Genomic DNA, 18635 nt, shown 5'->3' on the forward strand with positions numbered 1-18635 from the left:
CGCACGCTTGACCCCGAGCCCGAACAGAAAATAGCTTTCAGGGGTGACCAAGGCAGTGAAGGAAACCTTCAGTCCCGATCCTGCCGCCCTCGCGGCCAAGGTCCGCACCCTCGCGCCCTCCCTGACCCGCTCCATGCGACGCGTCGCCGAAGCCGTCGCGAACGACCCGGCGGGCTGCGCGGCCCTCACCGTCACCGGCCTCGCCGGACTCACCGGCACCAGCGAGGCGACCGTCGTGCGCACCGCCCGCCTGCTCGGCTACCCCGGCTACCGCGATCTGCGGCTCGCCCTGGCCGGGCTGGCGGCGCAGCAGCGGTCCGGGCGGGCGCCCGCCCTCACCACCGACATCGCGGTCGACGATCCGCTGGCGGACGTGGTCGCCAAACTCGCCCACGACGAACGGCAGACCCTCGCCGACACCGCCGCCGCCCTCGACACCGCCCAGCTCGAGGCGGCCGTCACCGCCGCGGCGGCCGCGCGGCGGATCGACGTGTACGGCGTCGGGGCGTCCGGGCTCGTCGCCCAGGACCTCACCCAGAAACTGCTGCGCATAGGGCTCATCGCGCACGCCCACAGCGACACCCACCTCGCGGTGACGAACGCGGTCCAGCTGGCCTCCGGTGACCTGGCGATCGCCATCACGCACTCCGGTGCGACGCGGGACGTCGTCGAACCGCTGCGGGTGGCGTTCGAGCACGGGGCCACCACCGTCGCCCTCACCGGACGGCCCAGGAGCGCGGTGACGCAGTACGCCGATCATGTGCTGGCCACCTCGACGGCGCGGGAGAGCGAGCTGCGTCCGGCGGCGATGTCGTCCCGGACGAGTCAGCTGCTGGTGGTCGACTGCCTGTTCGTGGGCGTGGCCCAGCGGACCTACGCGACGGCCGCGCCGGCGTTGGCCGCGTCGTACGAGGCGTTGGCGCACCGGCACCGGTAGACCGTGGAGGTGCAGACAGTTGTCCCGCCCCGCACCGGAAAGAGCTCTCCCCGATGACCTCCCAGCCCGACCCCAGTGAGCTGCGCGCCGCGCTCGAATCCCTCACCACCGAGGCGTTCCGTCCCGACCTCGCCGAGATCGACCGGCTCCCCACCCTCGACATCGCCCACCTCATGAACGAGGAGGACGCCGACGTCCCCGCCGCCGTCGGTGTGCGGCTTCCGCAGATCGCCGCCGTCATCGACGCGGTCGCCGCACGCATGGCACGCGGCGGGCGGCTGGTCTACGCCGGTGCCGGTACCGCCGGGCGGCTCGGGGTGCTCGACGCCTCCGAGTGCCCGCCGACCTTCAACACCGCGCCCGGCCAGGTCGTCGGACTGATCGCCGGCGGCCCGTCGGCCGTGGTCACCTCCGTCGAGGGCGCCGAGGACTCCGCGGAACTCGCGGAAGCGGATCTGGCCGCCCTCGCGCTCACCCCCGACGACACCGTGATCGGCGTCTCCGCCTCCGGTCGCACCCCGTACGCCGTCGGCGCCGTGCGGTACGCGCGGGCCCGGGGCGCCCTGACCGTCGGGCTGGCCTGCAATGCGGGCAGCGCGCTGGCGGCCGCCGCCGAGCACGGGATCGAGGTGGTCGTGGGGCCGGAGCTGCTCACCGGCTCCACCCGGCTGAAGGCGGGCACGGCGCAGAAGCTGGTCCTGAACATGATCTCGACGATCACGATGATCCGGCTGGGCAAGACGTACGGGAACCTGATGGTCGACGTCCGTGCCTCGAACGAGAAGCTGCGCGCCCGCTCCCGGCGGATCGTGGCGCTGGCGACCGGGGCGGACGAACCGGAGATCGAGGCCGCCCTCGCGGCCACCGACGGCGAGGTGAAGAACGCGATCCTCGCCCTGCTGGCCGGCGTGGACGGGCCGGCGGCCGCCCGCCTTCTGGAGGAGTCCGGGGGACATCTGCGCGCCGCGCTCGGTGCGGCGCGCGGCTGAGCCGCACGCTCGGGGGGTGCGTATCGACTCCTCCTCCACAGCCGCCGCGATCCTGCCCCTGGTGGGCGGCCCGGCGAACGTCACGTCCGTCGCCCACTGCATGACCCGGCTGCGGCTGGGCCTCGCCGATCCGTCCCGCGCGGACGAGGAGGCGCTGCGGGCGCTCCCCGGGGTGCTCGGGGTCGTCGTGGACGACGGCTCGTACCAGGTGGTCCTCGGGCCGGGCGTGGTGACACGGGTGACGGCCGACTTCGAGCAGCTGCTCGCCCGGCCGTCCACCGCCGAGGAACTGGGCGCGCGGGGAGCCGAGTTGCGGGAGCGGCGGCGCAGGGACAACGCGACTCCGTTCAAGGCCGGTCTGCGCCGGCTGGCCGCCGTGTTCGTCCCGCTGATCCCCGCCCTCATCGGCTGCGGGATCCTCGCCGGGATCAACGGTCTGCTGCTCAACGCCGGGTGGCTGCCCGGCCTCCGCCCCGCCCTGGCAGCCGTCGCCTCCGCCTTCATGGCGCTGATCGCCGTCTTCGTCGGCCACAACACGGCGAAGGAGTTCGGCGGCACCCCGGTCCTGGGCGGTGCGGTCGCGGCGATCGTCGTCTACCCGGGGGTCGCGAAGGTGACGGCGTTCGGGGTGACCCTCGCCCCCGGCCAGGGCGGGGTCCTCGGCGCACTGGCGGCCGCGCTGCTCGCGACCCGGGTCGAGAAGTGGTGCCGCGGCCGGATCCCGGAGGCGCTGGACGTGCTCCTCACCCCGACCCTGACGGTCCTGGTCGCCGGGCTCGGCACGCTGTACGGCCTGATGTACGCGGCCGGTCTGGTGTCCTCGGCCATCGGCACGGGGGCGAACTGGCTGCTGGCGACGACGGGCGCCTTCGCGGGTCTGGTGCTCGGCGGCCTCTTCCTGCCGCTGGTGATGCTCGGCCTGCACCAGGCCCTCATCCCCATCCACACCACCCTCATCGACCAGCAGGGGTACACGGTGCTGCTGCCCGTCCTGGCGATGGCGGGCGCGGGCCAGGTCGGCGCGGCGGTGGCGGTGTACGTCCGGCTGCGGCACGACACGTCCGTCCGGACGACGATCAGGTCGGCGCTCCCGGCGGGGCTGCTGGGCGTCGGGGAGCCCCTGATCTACGGGGTGTCGCTGCCGCTGGGCCGTCCCTTCCTCACCGCCTGCGCGGGCGGTGCGGCCGGCGGCGCCTTCGTCGGGTTCTTCGCGATGCTCGGCGACAAGGTGGGGGCGACGGCGATCGGCCCGTCCGGCTGGGCCCTGTTCCCCCTGCTGGCGGGCAACCGGGGGCTGGGCCTGACGGCGGCGGTCTACGCCGGTGGGCTGCTCACGGGGTACGCGGTCGGCTTCGCGGCGACCTACGCCTTCGGTGTCACCGACCGCACACCGGCCGGCGCCCCTTCCCGCCGCGCCCGCCCTACCCTGGAGCCATGAACCACGCCCAGCTCACCGCGCTCGGCCGTGCCCTCCGACTTCTCGGCGAGCACGGCGAAGCGCTCACCGGCGACACCCCGGACACCCGGCTGCACGAGGTCAAGGCCGATCTGCGGCGTGCCCTGGACCTGCTGGACGACAGTGTCGTCGGCGCCACGCCCACCACCCGCTGCGCGGAGCACCCGCACGGCCCGGTCGACGAGGCGGCCCCCGACCTGTGCCTGCTCTGCGAGACCCGCCGCCGGGCGGCCCGCCGCGCCGAGTTCAACGGCCCCGCCCCACAGGCGCCTTACACCGCCCCCACCCCCTCCACCTCCCGTTACGGCACCCGCGCCGACCGCCCGCAGCCCCAGCAGCGCTGGCTGGCGGAGCTGTGGACCGGCCAGGAGTGGCAGCTCTGCGGGACGCCGCGCAGGGACCGCCGCGAGGCCGAGCTCTACATCGCCGCCCTGCGCCGCGGGTCCCGGGCCGCGATGGCCTACCGTCTGGTGCACGAGTTCACCGACTACGAGGTGCTGCGGATCTGGGGCACCCCGGTCAAGGTCGACATCGAACCCCTCGGCAACCTCTAGGACCGCCGCCGTACGTCCGGCCCTCAGGCCCTGTCGCGCACACCCCCGTCCGGCAGGGGCAGCGGCGGGAAGCCGTGGCCCTCCCACAGCCGACGGGACGTCTCCTCCGGGTACGGGCGGACCTCCGGCTCCGCGTCCAGCACCTGTACCAGCCGCCGCTGCGGGTCGTACGCCGGCCAGCCCGGGTCCCCGGTCCGCGCGAAGGACGTCCACGACCGCTGGAACCGCGCCGTCAGGGCCCGGGCCTCGTCCGTCACCTCCGCCCCCGCGAACAGCAGGTTCCCGAGGTCCGCCGCGTAGGTGCCGAACAGCAGCGGGATGTCCAGGCCGTGGCACGCGCCCAGGGTTCCGCCGGCTCCCGGGGCCGGCCAGGTCAGTTCGTAGACATGGGCCCGGCCGCCGCCCGCCGCCTGCGCCTCGGCCAGCCGCAGGGAGGGTATGCGGAACAGCCAGTCCGACTGCACCCGCTCGTACAGCTCGCTCGCGTCCGCGTCCGGGAAGGCCGAGCGGTAGGCCTGCTCGCCCTGCGCTCCCCCGCCCGGGGCGAACAGCCGCAGCACGGCCGTCGCCTGTTCCTCGGTCACCTTGCCCAGCAGGCCGCCCAGGACGAGGAACAGCCGGAACTCCTGCGCGTTGTGTCCGACGATCAGCTCGACGTCCCGGGCGGCGCCGGCCGCCAGCGCCTGCCAGGGGGGCGTCGGCAGGACCTCGCCGTCGACCACGGGAGAGAACGGGGTGACGGTGGGGGCGACCTGCCCCCAGCGGTCCACCCGCTGCGCCATCTTCGCGCCCAGCGCCGCGCCGGCCTCGGTCAGCGTGCGCGGGTCCACGGTGGCCAGGTCGGCGGCCGTCGGACGCAGGCCGGCCTCCGCGGCGATCGCGCTCGCGAGGTCGCGGGCCAGTTCGTCGGAGAAGTACGTGCCGGGCACGCTCTGCGCGATGGCCCGCCCGAACAGGCCCCGGGCGCTCGGCATGGCCAGCAGCGAGGCCACCGAACCGGCGCCCGCCGACTCGCCGAAGACGGTCACCCGGCCGGGGTCGCCGCCGAACGCCGTGATGTTGTCCCGCACCCATTCCAGCGCGGCGACCTGGTCCAGCAGCCCCCGGTTGGCGGGCGCGCCGTCGATCCGCGCGAACCCCTCGATGCCGACCCGGTAGTTGAAGGTGACGATGACCAGGTCACCGGCGCGGGCGAGGTGCCGCGCGTCGTAGCCGGGGCTGCCGGAGTGCCCGAGCTTGTAGGCCCCGCCGTAGATCCACACCATGACCGGCCGGGCGGCCGACGGGTCCGGCGCCGTGTCCGGGGTCCAGACGTTGACCGTCAGCCAGTCGTCGCCGCCCGGGGCGTCCGGGATCCCCGCCCGGCCCTGGATGCCCGCCTCCTGCGGGGGTGGCGGGCCGAAGGCGTACGCGTCCCGTATCCCCTCCCAGGGCCGGGGTGGACGCGGGGCCTGGAAGCGGGCCTCGCCGACCGGCGGCGCGGCGAAGGGGATACCGCGGAAGACCGTCAGGTCCTCCTCGCGGCGGCCTCGTACGGCGCCGGCGGCGGTGCGGGCGACGAGCCGGTCGGTGGTGTCGGTTCCGTCGGGTGTCGTCATTGATCACTCCTGAAATGGCGGCTGCTCGGGGAACGGACGGTGATCGGCGAAAGTGCCGGAGGCGGCTGTCACCCCTCGTGTGGGTGACAGCCGCCTCCGGCAGGTCAGTTGGGGCTCACGCCTTGACCGGGGCGGCCTCCTCGGCGCCGTCCGTGCCCGCCGCGTCCTCCACCACCGAGAGCCCGGCCGGGGCCTTGCGCTGCGGGATGAAGGTGGCGAGGAGGAAGGCGGCCAGGGCCGCGCCGGCTCCGATGGCCATGACGACCTTGAAGCCGTTCTCCGAGGGAAGGGCGTAGCCGCCGAAGTCGGTGGTGATCTGAGCGAGGATCACACCGGCGATGGCGCTGGCGAAGCTGGTGCCCAGGGACCGCATCAGGGTGTTGAGGCTGTTGGCCGCGCCCGTCTGGGAGGGGTCCACGGCGCCCATGATCAGGGCCGGGAGCGCGCCGTAGGTGAAGCCGATACCGGCGCCGATGACGCAGGACACCAGGATCAGGTGCCAGACCTCGGACATGAGCAGGATGTTGAGGCCGTAGCCGGAGGCGACGATCAGCGCGCCGATCATCAGGGTGACCTTGGGACCCTTGGCCTTGGTGATCCTGGCGGACGCGGCGGACATGACCATCATGACCAGGCCCTGCGGGGCCAGCACCAGACCGACGGTCAGCATCGACCTGCCCAGGCCGTAGCCGGTCTGCTCCGGCAGCTGGAGCAGCTGGGGCAGGACCAGGGACATCGCGAACATCGAGAAGCCGAGGGCGATCGAGGCGAGGTTGGTGAAGAGCACCTGCGGCTTGGCGGTGGTGCGCAGGTCGACCAGCGGCTGCTTCGCCCTGAGCTCCCACCCGCCCCAGGCGGCCAGGATCAGGACGGCGGCGGCACCCAGGCCCAGCGTCGTGCCGGAGGTCCAGCCCCAGTCGGCGCCCTTGGACACGGCCAGCAGCAGGGAGACCAGACCGGCCGACAGGCCGAGCGAGCCGACGAGGTCGAAGCGGCCGCCGACGCGGTTGCGCGATTCCGGGACGAACACCAGCACGAGCAGGAAGGAGACGACGCCGAGGGCGGCGGAGGTCCAGAAGAGGATGTGCCAGTCCCAGTTGTCCGCGATGAACGCGGCGGTGGGCAGACCGAGCGCGCCGCCGACGCCGAGGGAGGCGCTCATCACCGCCGTCGAACCGGCGAGCCTCTCGGCGGACACCGTGTCCCGCAGGATGCTGATGCCCAGCGGCACCACGGCGGCCGACAGGCCCTGGAGCGCACGGCCGGCGATCATCGGGACGAGCGAGTCGGCGAGGGCGCAGACCACCGAGCCGGACACCAGCAGCACGATGCTGGTGAGCAGCATCCGCCGCTTGCCGACCATGTCTCCGAGCCGCCCCACGACCGGGGTGGCCACGGCGGCGGCGAGCAGCGTGGCGGTGACCGCCCAGGCGGTGTCGGAGGCGGGCGCGTCCAGCAGCTTGGGCAGCTCGGGGACGATCGGGATGACCAGCGTCTGCATCAGCGAGACGACGATCCCGGCCAGGGCCAGCACCGCCACCACGGCGTTCGACCTCGGTGGGGCGGATGTCCCCGCCGCAGCGGGTCGGGCAAGGGCGTCGGACATGACAGGGCCTCCGTCGAATGCACCAGGGATATGAACTGCTTGACTCAAGCAAGCTTATGTAGATTGATTGAGTTAAGCAAGCTAAATTCCCCAAACGGGCCAGCCCGCCACCGGGCGAGGGGGCCTCAGCCGTGGCGCGCGATGATCTCCCGGGTCCGCTCCTCGTCCAGTTCGTAGACCGTCTCGTGGGCACGCGGATCCCGTGCGTGCAGGGTGTGGAACATCGGCCCCGTCGCCCCGCCCAGCTCCACCAGGGACGCCGACGCCCCACGCACCGCCCGTTCTGTGCCGGGCGCGGTGGTCAGGTCGATGCGGTTGACGACCCCCGGCGTCACCCATACCGGCACGCCGGCCAGCAGTCCGAAGAGCTGGAGATGGAAGTGCCCGGTGAGCAGCACGCGGACGTCACTCCCCCGGATCACCTCCGCCAGCCCCTCGGGGTCGCGCAGCCCGAAGACCCGCTGGGTCGCCGAGATGCCGAGGCTGATCGGAGGGTGGTGGAAGGCGACGACGGTGCCCAGCCCGGCCGGGGTGCTCAACACGTCCCGCAGCCACTCCAGCTGGCCCGCGCCGAGCCGGCCGTACACCTCTCCCGGAACCAGCGAGTCGAGGGTGACGAGCCGGAAGCCGCCCACCGTGCTGACGGCGGCCCGCTCGGCGCCGGGGAAGTCGAGGACGGCATCCGGGTGGCCACTGCCCAGCACCTTCGTGAAGGCGGCCCGCTCGTCGTGGTTGCCGGTGGTGTAGAACACGGGCGCGCCGAGAGCGTGCGCGAAAGCGCCGATCAGCTCCCGCACGGTCGTGTACGCGGCCACCGAGCCGTCGTCGGCGAGGTCGCCGGTGACGACGACCGCGTCCACGGCCCGCAGGTGGCGCAGTTCGCCGAGCAGCAGCCGCAGGGAGTCGGCGGCGTCGACACGGCGGCCGTCGGGCCCGTCGACGCGGCCGACATGGGTGTCCGAGAGATGAAGGATTCTCATCTCCCGGACCATACCCGCGAGTTGACGCGAGGAGGTGTCGCTCAGCTGAGGGTGCGCAGCGCCGCGGCGTCGTACGGCTTCAGCTCGTCGAGACGGCCCTCGAGCACCTTGGCGGCCCACTGCGGGTCCTGGAGCAGCGCACGCCCGACGGCCACCATGTCGAACTCGTCGCGCTCCAGCCGGTCGAGGAGGTCGTCGATGCCCTTGACCGGGGAGCCCTCGCCCGCGAAGGCCTTGATGAAGTCGCCGTCGAGTCCGACCGAGCCGACCGTGATGGTGGGCTTGCCGGTGAGCTTCTTCGTCCAGCCCGCGAGGTTGAGGTCCGAGCCGTCGAACTCCGGGAGCCAGTAGCGGCGGGTGGAGGCGTGGAAGGCGTCGACACCGGCGGCGGCGAGCGGGGAGAGGATGGCCTCCAGCTCCTCCGGCGTCTCGGCGAGTCGCGCGTCGTACGCCTCCTGCTTCCACTGCGAGTAGCGGAAGATGATCGGGAACTCGGCCGACACGGTCTCGCGCACGGCGGCCACGACCTCGGCGGCGAACTTCGCACGGGCCACGGCGTCGCCGCCGTAGGCGTCGGTGCGGCGGTTGGTGCCGGCCCACAGGAACTGGTCCACGAGGTATCCGTGGGCGCCGTGGATCTCGACGCCGTCGAAGCCGATGCGCTCGGCGGCGGCCGCGGCCTCGGCGAACGCGCCGATGACGTCGTCCAGGTCGCGCTGGGTCATCGCCTTGCCGGTGCCTTCGGTACCGTCGACACGGATACCGGAGGGGCCGACGGCGGGCGCGTCCGCGAACGGCGGCTCACCCTGGTTGCGCACCATCCCGATGTGCCACAGCTGCGGCACGATCGTCCCGCCGCCCGCGTGCACGGCCTCCGCGACCTTCGCCCAGCCCGCGAGCTGCTCCGCACCGTGGAACCGCGGCACCCGGTCGCTCTGCCCCGCCGACTCGTGCCCGACGTACGTCCCCTCGGTGACGATGAGGCCCACGCCGGCGGCGGCCCGACGGCCGTAGTACGACACGACGTCCTCGCCGGGAACGCCGCCCGGGGAGAACATGCGCGTCATGGGCGCCATGGCGATGCGGTTCGGCACGGTGAGTCCGTTGATGGACACCGGGCGGGCGAGAATCTCGGCGGCGCGCGTGGCGGCGGGCGGGGTGATGCTCACGTGGGGGGCTCCTCGTGACGATTGACCAGTGGGTATGTGCACATGCATTGAGTGCCTGTCCCAGTGAAACCGTCCGGCGCCTCGCGCCATTCCGAGCCCTGGAGGACAGCCCCTGTGATCCCGGCCACGCGCCCGGACCGCGCATCCCCGCCTGCCGTCCCGGCCGCGAGAATGACGCCATGCCGAAGCCCCCGCCGCTCCCCTCCCTGCTCTCCTCCTCCGAGCTGGAACGGTCCTGCGTGGTGGCCAACAACACCATGAACCGCGAGCGCGGCCTCACCGGCGTGAACAGCTACGCCCGCGAACTGGGCATCGACCTCCTGGCCCACCTGGCGCACCGCCCCGCACCCTCCTGGCTGGACCTGTGCAGCGGCGAGGGCCGCGCCCTGCGCGAGGCCGCGTCCGCCCTGCCGGCCGGGGCGATCCTCACCGCCGTCGACCTGGTGGGCCCGCTCGCCCCGCGACCCGCCCCGCCCGCCCTGGAGGAGACAGTCGCCTCCGTCTCCTCCTGGACCCCGGCCCGGACCTACGACCTGATCACCTGCGTCCACGGGCTGCACTACGTCGGCGACCAGCTCGGCCTGCTCACCCGCGCCGCGTCCTGGCTGACCGAGGACGGCCTGCTGGCAGCGCACTTCGACCCGGAGTCGGTGCGCCACGCCGACGGCTCGACCGCCGCGAGACCGGCGGTGTCCGCCCTGCGCGCGGCCGGCTACGACTACAGCCCCCGCCGGCACCGCCTCACCCTGCGGGGCCCCCGAGCCGTCCGCCTTCCGTTCCGCTACCTCGGCGCCGACCCGGCCGCCGGCCGCAACTACACGGGCCAGCCCGCCGTCGCCTCCTACTACACCGCCACCTGACCCTCCGCCGCGGCGCCCCGAGAACGCCCGAGGGCGGCACCGCCCGTTTCCGGGAGGTGCCGCCCTCGGTCCGAAGGACAGGCGATCGACCAGAGGTCGATCAGAAGTCCATGTCACCGCCCGGCATGCCGCCGCCGGCGGGCGCGGCGGCCTTCTCCGGCTTGTCGGCGATGACGGCCTCGGTGGTGAGGAACAGCGCGGCGATGGAGGCGGCGTTCTGCAGGGCAGAGCGCGTGACCTTCGCCGGGTCGATGATGCCTTCGGCGATCATGTCGACGTAGTCACCCGTCGCGGCGTTCAGGCCGTGACCGATGGGCAGGTTGCGGACCTTCTCGACGACGACGCCACCCTCGAGACCACCGTTGACGGCGATCTGCTTCAGCGGGGCCTCGAGCGCGATGCGCACGGCGTTGGCGCCGGTCGCCTCGTCACCCTCGAGGTCCAGCTTCTCGAAGACGGAGGACGCCTGGATGAGGGCCACGCCACCACCGGCGACGATGCCCTCCTCGACGGCGGCCTTCGCGTTGCGGACGGCGTCCTCGATGCGGTGCTTGCGCTCCTTGAGCTCCACCTCGGTGGCGGCACCGGCCTTGATGACCGCGACACCGCCGGCGAGCTTCGCCAGGCGCTCCTGCAGCTTCTCGCGGTCGTAGTCCGAGTCGCTGTTCTCGATCTCGGCACGGATCTGGTTGACCCGGCCGGCGACCTGGTCCGAGGAGCCGGCACCGTCGACGATGGTGGTCTCGTCCTTGGTGATGACGACCTTGCGGGCCTTGCCGAGCAGGTCGATGGTCGTGTTCTCGAGCTTGAGACCGACCTCCTCGGAGATGACCTCGCCACCGGTGAGGATGGCGATGTCGTTCAGCATCGCCTTGCGGCGGTCGCCGAAGCCCGGGGCCTTGACCGCGACGGACTTGAAGGTGCCGCGGATCTTGTTGACGACCAGCGTCGACAGAGCCTCGCCCTCGACGTCCTCGGCGATGATCAGCAGCGGCTTGCCGCCCTGCATGACCTTCTCGAGGAGCGGCAGCAGGTCCTTGACGTTGGCGATCTTGGAGTTCGCGATCAGGATGTACGGGTCGTCGAGGACGGCCTCCATACGCTCCATGTCGGTGGCGAAGTACGCCGAGATGTAGCCCTTGTCGAAGCGCATACCCTCGGTGAGCTCCAGCTCCAGACCGAAGGTCTGGGACTCCTCGACGGTGATGACGCCTTCCTTGCCGACCTTGTCCATCGCCTCGGCGATGAGCTCGCCGATCTGGGTGTCGGCGGCGGAGATGGAGGCCGTGGAAGCGATCTGCTCCTTGGTCTCGACATCCTTGGCCTGCTCGAGCAGGGCACCGGAGACGGCCTCGACGGCCTTCTCGATACCGCGCTTGAGGGCCATCGGGTTGGCGCCGGCGGCTACGTTGCGCAGGCCTTCCTTGACCAGGGCCTGGGCGAGGACGGTCGCGGTGGTCGTACCGTCACCGGCGACGTCGTCCGTCTTCTTGGCGACTTCCTTGACCAGCTCGGCGCCGATCTTCTCGTACGGGTCCTCGAGCTCGATCTCCTTGGCGATGGAAACACCATCGTTGGTGATCGTGGGTGCGCCCCACTTCTTCTCGAGGACGACGTTGCGGCCCTTGGGGCCGAGCGTCACCTTCACGGCGTCCGCGAGCTGGTTCATGCCGCGCTCGAGGCCGCGCCGTGCCTCCTCGTCGAACGCGATGATCTTGGCCATGTGAAGTGGTCCTCCCGGACTGGGGTGGATTGCTCCGGACCGCGCTGGCGCCCGCGACGGACGGCTCGCCGGCCTCGTGGTTCCTTGCCCCACCTGGCCTGCGGGCCTCACCGACCCGGTCCTCGTTGTCACTCTCACCTTCAGAGTGCTAACGCCAATGATTAGCACTCGACCCATGAGAGTGCAAGCGCCTCCGCCGGACCCGTGCCCTTCCGGACACCCTTCGCGACCGTCTCACCGACGCCCCGCCGACGTCCCACCGACGCCCCACCGGCGTCCCGCGGAAGCCCCCGGACAGACCGAAGGGCTCGCCCCCCGTGGGAGTGCGAGCCCTTCGTCAGTTGTACAGAAGAACGACGCTTTCAGTCGGCGCGTGCTTCAGCCGGTCGCGAGCCGGACCATGTCCGCCTGCGGCCCCTTCTGACCCTGCGAGATCTCGAAATCGACCCGCTGACCCTCTTCCAGGGTGCGGTAGCCGTCCATCTGAATCGCGCTGTAGTGGACGAAAACATCCGCACCACCGTCGACCGCGATGAAGCCGTACCCCTTCTCCGCGTTGAACCATTTGACGGTGCCCTGAGCCATGCCTAACTCCCCTATTACTGGCCCTTGCACGGATCCACACTTCGCGGATCCGGGTCAGACCTCACCCCCCGGTTGGCTTGGGGGCGTGCGCCGGAACGCGTCGACCGCGGCTGAATGTATCTGTCCAACTGCCGTCTGCAACAGGTCAGTCGGACGAGAATTCCGGACGCGCGGGATCCGGAATGTGGCGAGAATTCGCCTGAATTAAGGGCAAGTCGGGCCCTGCATAAGCCGCAAAAGCCACGAAAGAGGCGCACACATTGGCTGCTTCTTGTCGGGCGCGGAGCAGAAAGCAAAGACTCCGGATCCGATGATCCGGACCGGGTTCCCCAACTGTACCGCGCTCAACCACACTGAATTGCCCCCTCCGCTTCTATCGCGGAGAGGGCAATTCGATGAACGCTCGGTAATCACTGTTACCGACGGTTACTACCGATGGGTACTGAACTACGGTCAGCCACCCGCGACGGCCGGGATGATCGAGACGCCGGCGCCGTCCGGGGTCGCCGTCTCCAGACCCTGCTCGAAGCGGACGTCGTCGTCGTTCACGTACACGTTGACGAACCGGCGCAGCTTCCCCTGGTCGTCCAGGACCCGGGCGGCGATGCCGGTGTGGTTCCTCTCCAGGTCGGCGATGACCTCACCGAGGGTCGCCCCCTCGGCCTTCACCTCGGCCTGGCCGCCGGTGTAGGTGCGCAGGATGGTGGGGATGCGGACGTTGACGCTCATGTCTGGTGATCTCCGGTCGGGTAGTCGGCCTCAGGGACGCGGGGCTGTCTGGATCGTGCGACCGCCGCCGCCTGGGCGCGGCCGGACCACGCCCGCCCGCGGCGCACATACGGACTCGTGGCGGAGCGCCCCGCTCATGACGCGAGGCCGGCCTCTCGGAAGGACTCGAGGTTCGGGCGGATGGTCGCGGTCAGCCCGGTGCCGGCCACCGCGTCCAGGGTCTTCAGTCCGTCGCCCGTGTTGAGGACGACGGTCGTCTTCGACGGGTCGAGAAGACCGTTCTCGATCAGCTTGCGCGTCACGCCCACCGTCACCCCGCCCGCGGTCTCGGCGAAGATGCCCTCGGTCCGCGCCAGCAGCTTGATCGCGTCGACGATCTGCTCGTCGTTCACGTCCTCCACCGCGCCGCCGGTGCGCCGGGCGATGTCGAGGACGTAGGGACCGTCCGCCGGGTTGCCGATGGCCAGCGACTTGGCGATGGTGTCCGGCTTCTGGGGACGGACCACGTCGTGCCCGGCCTTGTAGGCCACCGACACCGGGGAGCAGCCCTCGGCCTGCGCACCGAAGATCTTGTACGGCTTGTCCTCGACCAGCCCGAGCCTGATCAGCTCCTGCAGGCCCTTGTCGATCTTCGTGAGCTGGGAGCCGGAGGCGATCGGCACGACCAGCTGGTCCGGCAGCCGCCAGCCGAGCTGCTCGCAGATCTCGTACGCCAGCGTCTTGGAACCCTCGGCGTAGTACGGCCGCAGGTTGACGTTGACGAAGCCCCAGCCCTCGCCCGCCGAGTCGCCGATGAGCTCGGAGCAGAAGCGGTTGACGTCGTCGTAGTTGCCCTCGATGCCGACGAGCTCGCCGCCGTAGATCGCGGCCATGACGACCTTGCCCTGCTCCAGGTCGTGCGGGATGAACACGCAGGACCGGAAGCCCGCCCGGGCGGCGGCGGCGCCGACGGCACCGGCCAGGTTGCCCGTGGAGGAGCAGGAGAGGGTGGTGAAGCCGAACGCGCGGGCTGCCTCGATGGCCTGGGCGACGACCCGGTCCTTGAAGGAGTGCGTCGGGTTGCCGGAGTCGTCCTTGACGAAGAGCTTGCCGGCGTCGACGCCCAGTTCACGGGCGAGGTTGTCGGCCTGGACGAGCTTGGTCCACCCGGGGTTGATGTTGGGCTTGTCGGCCACGTCCGCCGGGACCGGCAGCAGCGGCGCGTAGCGCCAGATGTTCGCGGGCCCCGCCTCGATGCGCTTGCGGAGCTCCTCCGTGTCGTAGGAGGAGAAGTCGTAGGCGATCTCGAGCGGGCCGAAACACTCCTCGCAGGCGAAGACCGGGCCGAGGGGCACGCGGTGGCCGCACTCGCGGCAGCTCAGCGCCGCGGCCGGACCGAGGTCGACAGCAGAGGACGTCGTAGAGTCGGTGGTGCTTGCAACAGTCTGCGCAGCCATGTGAGGCGAGGCCCTTTCTCCTCATCTTCCTCACGACGCATCTCGCCGTGAGACGGATTTGGCACCTTCCCGAGCCGGGAGCCTCGCGGAGCGGTCACCACGTGGATCGGTGATCGTTACGAGACCGGCTGGAGGGTTGCCGGGGCTTCATCGGGCCGTATCCCTCTGCCCCTCTGGATGAGCGGTATGAAGTTGTGAACGGGAGGCGACCTCGGACATGCGATGGTCATCCGCGTTGCTCAAGACTGTAACCGAAGGCCAGGACAGTTGAGATAGTCGTCCGAACCGCGAGATGGATCACACGGTCACCTCCCGTGCACCCGGTGTGATCACGACAGTGAGGAGCCGCAGACTGTGCTTCGAGAAACTGAGCGCTGGCTGGCCACCCGCTCCTGGTCCGTCACCGATCGTCCGCTCCACCGGATCCTGGCCGCGAAGCGTGCCACGAACCAGTCGGTGTCCGTCGTCCTGCCCGCGCTGAACGAGGAGGAGACGGTCGGTGACATCGTCGCGGTCATCCGTCACGACCTCATGCACCAGGTCCCGCTCGTCGACGAGATCGTCGTCGTCGACTCGGGATCGACCGACCGTACGTCCGAGGTGGCCGCGGCGGCCGGCGCGCGGGTCGTCCACCGGGACGACATCCTGCCGCGGATACCGGCCGTGCCCGGCAAGGGCGAGGTCCTGTGGCGCTCCCTGCTGGTCACCACCGGAGACATCGTCTGTTTCATCGACGCCGATCTGAGGGAGTTCTCCTCGGACTTCGTCACGGGGATCGTCGGCCCGCTGCTCACCGACCCCGGGGTGGACCTGGTCAAGGGCATGTACGACCGTCCGCTGGGCGGCGCGGCCGGCCAGGGCGGCCGGGTCACCGAGCTCATGGCCCGCCCGCTGCTCAACATGCACTGGCCGCAGCTGGCCGGGTTCGTGCAGCCGCTCGGCGGCGAGTACGCGGCCCGCCGGAGTCTGCTGGAGCAGCTGCCCTTCCCCGTCGGCTACGGCGTGGAGCTGGGCATGCTGGTGGACGCCCTGCACCTGGTGGGCCTGGACGCCCTCGCCCAGGTCGACATCGGCGTGCGCAAGCACCGTCACCAGGACGGACAGGCGCTGGGCCGGATGGCGGCGGCCATCTACCGCACCGCCCAGCTGCGGCTGGCCCGCGGGCACCTGATCCGCCCGTCCCTGACCCAGTTCGAACGGAGCGCGGACGGCTTCGAGCCGCGCACGTACTCCGTGGACACCGAGGAACGGCCGCCGATGGCGGAGATCGCGGAGTACGCGACCCGCAAGGTCGCGTGAGCGCCGGACGGGCCGTATACGGCAGGGCGCCGGCACCGGCGACACGGCCGGATACGGCCCGTCCACGCAGCGCGACCGTACGTTTGAGCGTTTCCCGACCGGGCTAGGTTGGGCGTATGGCTTCCACGCACGACACTGCCGCCCGGGCCGCCGAGGTGCTGGTCGCGTCCAACCGCGGTCCGGTCTCCTACGAGGTGGGCGAGGACGGCTCGCTGCACGCGAAACGCGGCGGCGGCGGGCTGGTCTCCGGCCTGTCGGCCATCGGCCCCGAGGCGGGCGCCCTCTGGGTGTGCTCGGCACTCTCCGACGGCGACCGTGAGGCGGTCCGGCGGGGCGTCGGCGAGGAGGGCGTGCGCATGCTCGCCATTCCGGCCGACGTGCACGCCGACGCGTACAACGGCATCGCCAACTCCGTGCTGTGGTTCGTCCACCACCTGCTCTACCAGACGCCGCTGGAGCCCGCCTTCGACGCGGAGTTCCGCCGTCAGTGGGCGTCCTACGAGGCCTACAACCGGGCGTTCGCGCAGGCGCTGGCCGAGGAGGCGGCGGACGGCGCGGCGGTCCTCGTCCAGGACTACCACCTGTGTCTGGTGCCGGGGATGCTGCGTGAGCTGCGCCCGGACCTGCGCATCGGCCATTTCTCGCACACGCCGTGGGCTCCGGTGGACTACTTCGCGCTGCTGCCGGGGGACGTCCGGGAGCAGTTGCTGCACGGCATGCTCGGCGCGGACCGCCTGGGCTTCCTCACCCGGCGCTGGGCGGACGCGTTCGCCGCGTGCTGTACGGAGTTCGCCGGCGGCCCCGGCAAGACGCGGATCGGTGTCCACGGTCTCGGCGCCGACGCCGACTTCCTGCGCGAGCGCTCGCACCGGCCGGACGTCGACGAGCGCATGGCGGCGCTGCGCGCGGAGATCGGCGAGGGCCGCAAGGCGATCGTCCGGGTCGACCGCACCGAGCTGTCCAAGAACATCGTGCGCGGGCTCCTGGCCTACCGGCAGCTGCTCGACGACCACCCGGAGTGGCGCGAACGGGTCGTCCACGTGGCCTTCGCCTACCCCTCCCGCCAGGACCTCGCCGTCTACCGCGACTACATGGCCGAGGTGCAACGCCTGTCCGAGGAGATCAACGAGGCGTACGGCACGCCCGGCTGGACCCCGGTCCTGCTGAACCTCAAGGACGACTTCGCCCGCTCCCTCGCCGCCTACCGGCTGGCCGACGTGGCCCTGGTGAACCCGATCCGCGACGGCATGAACCTGGTCGCCAAGGAGGTTCCGGTCGTCTCCGACGAGGGCTGCGCGCTGGTTCTGTCCCGGGAGGCTGGGGCCTACTGGGAGCTGCGCGAGGACGCGATCACGGTGAACCCGTACGACGTCCTGGAGACCGCCCGCGCCCTGCACGAGGGGCTGACCATGAAGCCGGAGGAGCGGGCCGAACGCACGAAGCGGCTGGCCGCGGCGGCGACCGCGCTGCCCCCGGCCCGGTGGTTCCTGGACCAGCTGAACGCCCTGCGGGAGATTCAGCCGAGCTGAGCGGCCAGCTCCCGCAGCAGCCGTACGACGCCGGCGGGCCCGTCGACGACGAGGTCCGCGCGCTCCGCCAGTGCGCCGACCTCGGTGCTGCCGCTGCACACCAGCAGCCCGGGTACGCCGTCCGCGCGGAGCTTCTCGACGGCGGCGAACGCGGGCAGGTCGCCGAGGTCGTCACCGGCGTAGAGGACCGATCGCGCGCCGGTCTCGCGGACGTGTTCCAGCAGCGCGACGCCCTTGTCCATGCCCGGCGGGCGCAGCTCCAGGACCATCCGGCCGGGTTCGACGATCAGACCGTGCCGGGCGGCCAGTTCGCCCAGCGGGGCCCGCAGCGCCTCGAAGGCGGCCCGGGGGTCGTCGGCGCGGCGGGTGTGGACGGCGACGGCCCGGCCGCCCTTCTCCTCGACCGAGACACCCGGGTGGTCCCCCGCGGCGGCCAGCACCTCCGGGAGTTCGGCGCGGACGGCGGCCACGCCCGGGTGCGGGGGCGGGGCGCTCAGGGCGCCGGTGCGGGCGTCCCAGCGTTCGGCGCCGTAGTGGCCGAGGACGGAGAGGTGCTCCAGTCCTTCGGCCCCGGCGAACCCGCCGTGCCGTACGGCGACCTCGGCGGGCCGCCCGGTGATGACGGCCACGGCGGCGACCTTGGGCGCGAGGGCGGTGAGCGCGGGGACGGCGTCGGGGTGGGCCCGGGCGTCCTCCGGGTTCTCGACGATCGGGGCGAGGGTGCCGTCGAAGTCGAGCGCGACGAGCGTGGTGGAGGGCCGGCCGACGATCGCGTCGAGCGCGGCGCGGCCCGCCGGGGTGACCGGAACGGGGAGGGGGAGGGGTTCGGGTTCCGAGGAGTGCGTCTCGTGGGTGCCCATACGCCGACGATAGCCAACGCCCGCCCGCGGCTAGCGCTCCCCCCGCCTCGCCTCGCGCACCCTGCGCAGTCTGTTCACCGTGACCGGGTCGTGGGCCAGGGCGCGGGGGTCGTCCAGGAGGGCGTTGAGAAGCTGGTAGTAGCGGACCGGGGACAGGTCGAGTTCCTCGCGTATCGCCCGTTCCTTCGCGCCGGGGCCGGAGAACCCGCGCCGCTCCAGGGCGAGGATGCCCCGCTCCCCCGCCCCCAGCCCGTCCGCTTCCGCTCGCCGTTCCATGTCCGCACGGTAACGCCCGGCACCGACAGCGGCCCAGCGCCGCCGGCTC

At 71.9% G+C, this 18635-nt stretch carries 17 protein-coding genes and 1 riboswitch; of the genes, 7 read left to right on the forward strand and 10 right to left on the reverse strand.

The window, feature by feature from the left end:
* Positions 1-43 precede the first annotated feature (43 nt).
* Genes ASD48_RS08940 through ASD48_RS08955 form a run of 4 tightly spaced genes read left to right on the forward strand, consistent with a single transcriptional unit; the run spans position 44 to position 3936 of the window.
* A complete protein-coding gene (locus ASD48_RS08940) occupies positions 44-937 on the forward strand; it encodes a MurR/RpiR family transcriptional regulator (protein ID WP_063887408.1) in 894 nt (297 codons plus the stop codon).
* 53 nt (positions 938-990) lie between these two features.
* Positions 991-1926: an N-acetylmuramic acid 6-phosphate etherase gene (murQ, locus tag ASD48_RS08945; protein ID WP_057600811.1), complete on the forward strand. Its 936-nt coding sequence runs from the start codon at positions 991-993 to the stop codon at positions 1924-1926.
* Positions 1927-1942: 16 nt separating this feature from the next.
* Positions 1943-3364, forward strand: a complete 1422-nt coding sequence (locus ASD48_RS08950) for a PTS transporter subunit EIIC (protein WP_242432533.1) — start codon at positions 1943-1945, stop codon at positions 3362-3364.
* Entirely contained in the window at positions 3361-3936 is a 576-nt protein-coding gene (locus ASD48_RS08955; protein ID WP_057600812.1) for a hypothetical protein, read from the forward strand. The genes ASD48_RS08950 and ASD48_RS08955 overlap by 4 nt, the downstream gene beginning before the upstream one ends.
* Before the next feature lie 23 nt (positions 3937-3959).
* On the opposite strand, the gene ASD48_RS08960 is transcribed toward ASD48_RS08955, so the two are convergent.
* The 4 genes from ASD48_RS08960 to ASD48_RS08975 form a co-directional block, all read right to left on the reverse strand.
* Complete coding sequence (locus ASD48_RS08960; RefSeq protein ID WP_057600813.1) at positions 3960-5534, reverse strand: carboxylesterase family protein; 1575 nt, start codon at positions 5532-5534, stop codon at positions 3960-3962.
* Positions 5535-5649: 115 nt separating this feature from the next.
* Positions 5650-7140 (reverse strand): MFS transporter, encoded by a 1491-nt coding sequence (locus tag ASD48_RS08965; protein ID WP_057600814.1) that lies wholly within the window; start codon positions 7138-7140, stop codon positions 5650-5652.
* A gap of 125 nt (positions 7141-7265) precedes the next feature.
* Positions 7266-8120 (reverse strand): metallophosphoesterase, encoded by an 855-nt coding sequence (locus ASD48_RS08970; RefSeq protein ID WP_057601093.1) that lies wholly within the window; start codon positions 8118-8120, stop codon positions 7266-7268.
* Between the two features lie 41 nt (positions 8121-8161).
* Positions 8162-9289 carry an NADH:flavin oxidoreductase gene (locus ASD48_RS08975; RefSeq protein WP_057600815.1) on the reverse strand — a complete coding sequence of 376 codons (1128 nt, stop codon included), beginning with the start codon at positions 9287-9289 and terminating at the stop codon, positions 8162-8164.
* A 179-nt stretch (positions 9290-9468) separates the two neighbouring features.
* Here ASD48_RS08975 and ASD48_RS08980 point away from each other — a divergent pair, with 179 nt between their 5' ends.
* Positions 9469-10149 (forward strand): methyltransferase domain-containing protein, encoded by a 681-nt coding sequence (locus ASD48_RS08980; protein WP_057600816.1) that lies wholly within the window; start codon positions 9469-9471, stop codon positions 10147-10149.
* A 100-nt stretch (positions 10150-10249) separates the two neighbouring features.
* Here ASD48_RS08980 and groL read toward each other — a convergent pair whose 3' ends face one another.
* The 4 genes from groL to thrC all read right to left on the reverse strand — a co-directional run bounded on the left by groL (position 10250) and on the right by thrC (position 14622).
* Positions 10250-11872: a chaperonin GroEL gene (gene groL / locus ASD48_RS08985; RefSeq protein ID WP_020130284.1), complete on the reverse strand. Its 1623-nt coding sequence runs from the start codon at positions 11870-11872 to the stop codon at positions 10250-10252.
* A 378-nt stretch (positions 11873-12250) separates the two neighbouring features.
* Positions 12251-12457: a cold-shock protein gene (locus ASD48_RS08990; RefSeq protein WP_007493268.1), complete on the reverse strand. Its 207-nt coding sequence runs from the start codon at positions 12455-12457 to the stop codon at positions 12251-12253.
* 453 nt (positions 12458-12910) lie between these two features.
* On the reverse strand, positions 12911-13186 hold the full coding sequence (locus ASD48_RS08995; protein WP_057600817.1) for a MoaD/ThiS family protein: 276 nt from the start codon (positions 13184-13186) through the stop codon (positions 12911-12913).
* Between the two features lie 134 nt (positions 13187-13320).
* A complete protein-coding gene (thrC, locus tag ASD48_RS09000) occupies positions 13321-14622 on the reverse strand; it encodes a threonine synthase (protein WP_057600818.1) in 1302 nt (433 codons plus the stop codon).
* A gap of 18 nt (positions 14623-14640) precedes the next feature.
* A riboswitch (SAM riboswitch) is annotated at positions 14641-14806 on the reverse strand.
* A gap of 170 nt (positions 14807-14976) precedes the next feature.
* Between thrC and ASD48_RS09005 the strand changes: the two genes are divergently transcribed.
* Complete coding sequence (locus ASD48_RS09005; RefSeq protein ID WP_028806925.1) at positions 14977-15921, forward strand: glucosyl-3-phosphoglycerate synthase; 945 nt, start codon at positions 14977-14979, stop codon at positions 15919-15921.
* Between the two features lie 116 nt (positions 15922-16037).
* Positions 16038-17450: a trehalose-6-phosphate synthase gene (locus tag ASD48_RS09010; protein WP_199875689.1), complete on the forward strand. Its 1413-nt coding sequence runs from the start codon at positions 16038-16040 to the stop codon at positions 17448-17450.
* Here ASD48_RS09010 and otsB read toward each other — a convergent pair.
* Both otsB and ASD48_RS09020 read right to left on the reverse strand, forming a co-directional pair.
* Positions 17438-18310: a trehalose-phosphatase gene (otsB, locus tag ASD48_RS09015; protein WP_057600819.1), complete on the reverse strand. Its 873-nt coding sequence runs from the start codon at positions 18308-18310 to the stop codon at positions 17438-17440. The two genes, ASD48_RS09010 and otsB, sit on opposite strands and share 13 nt — an antisense overlap.
* A gap of 30 nt (positions 18311-18340) precedes the next feature.
* On the reverse strand, positions 18341-18586 hold the full coding sequence (locus ASD48_RS09020) for a DUF3263 domain-containing protein (RefSeq protein WP_020130290.1): 246 nt from the start codon (positions 18584-18586) through the stop codon (positions 18341-18343).
* Between the last annotated feature and the right edge of the window lie 49 nt (positions 18587-18635).

This window comes from Streptomyces sp. Root1310 (assembly GCF_001426425.1).
GTDB lineage: Bacteria > Actinomycetota > Actinomycetes > Streptomycetales > Streptomycetaceae > Streptomyces.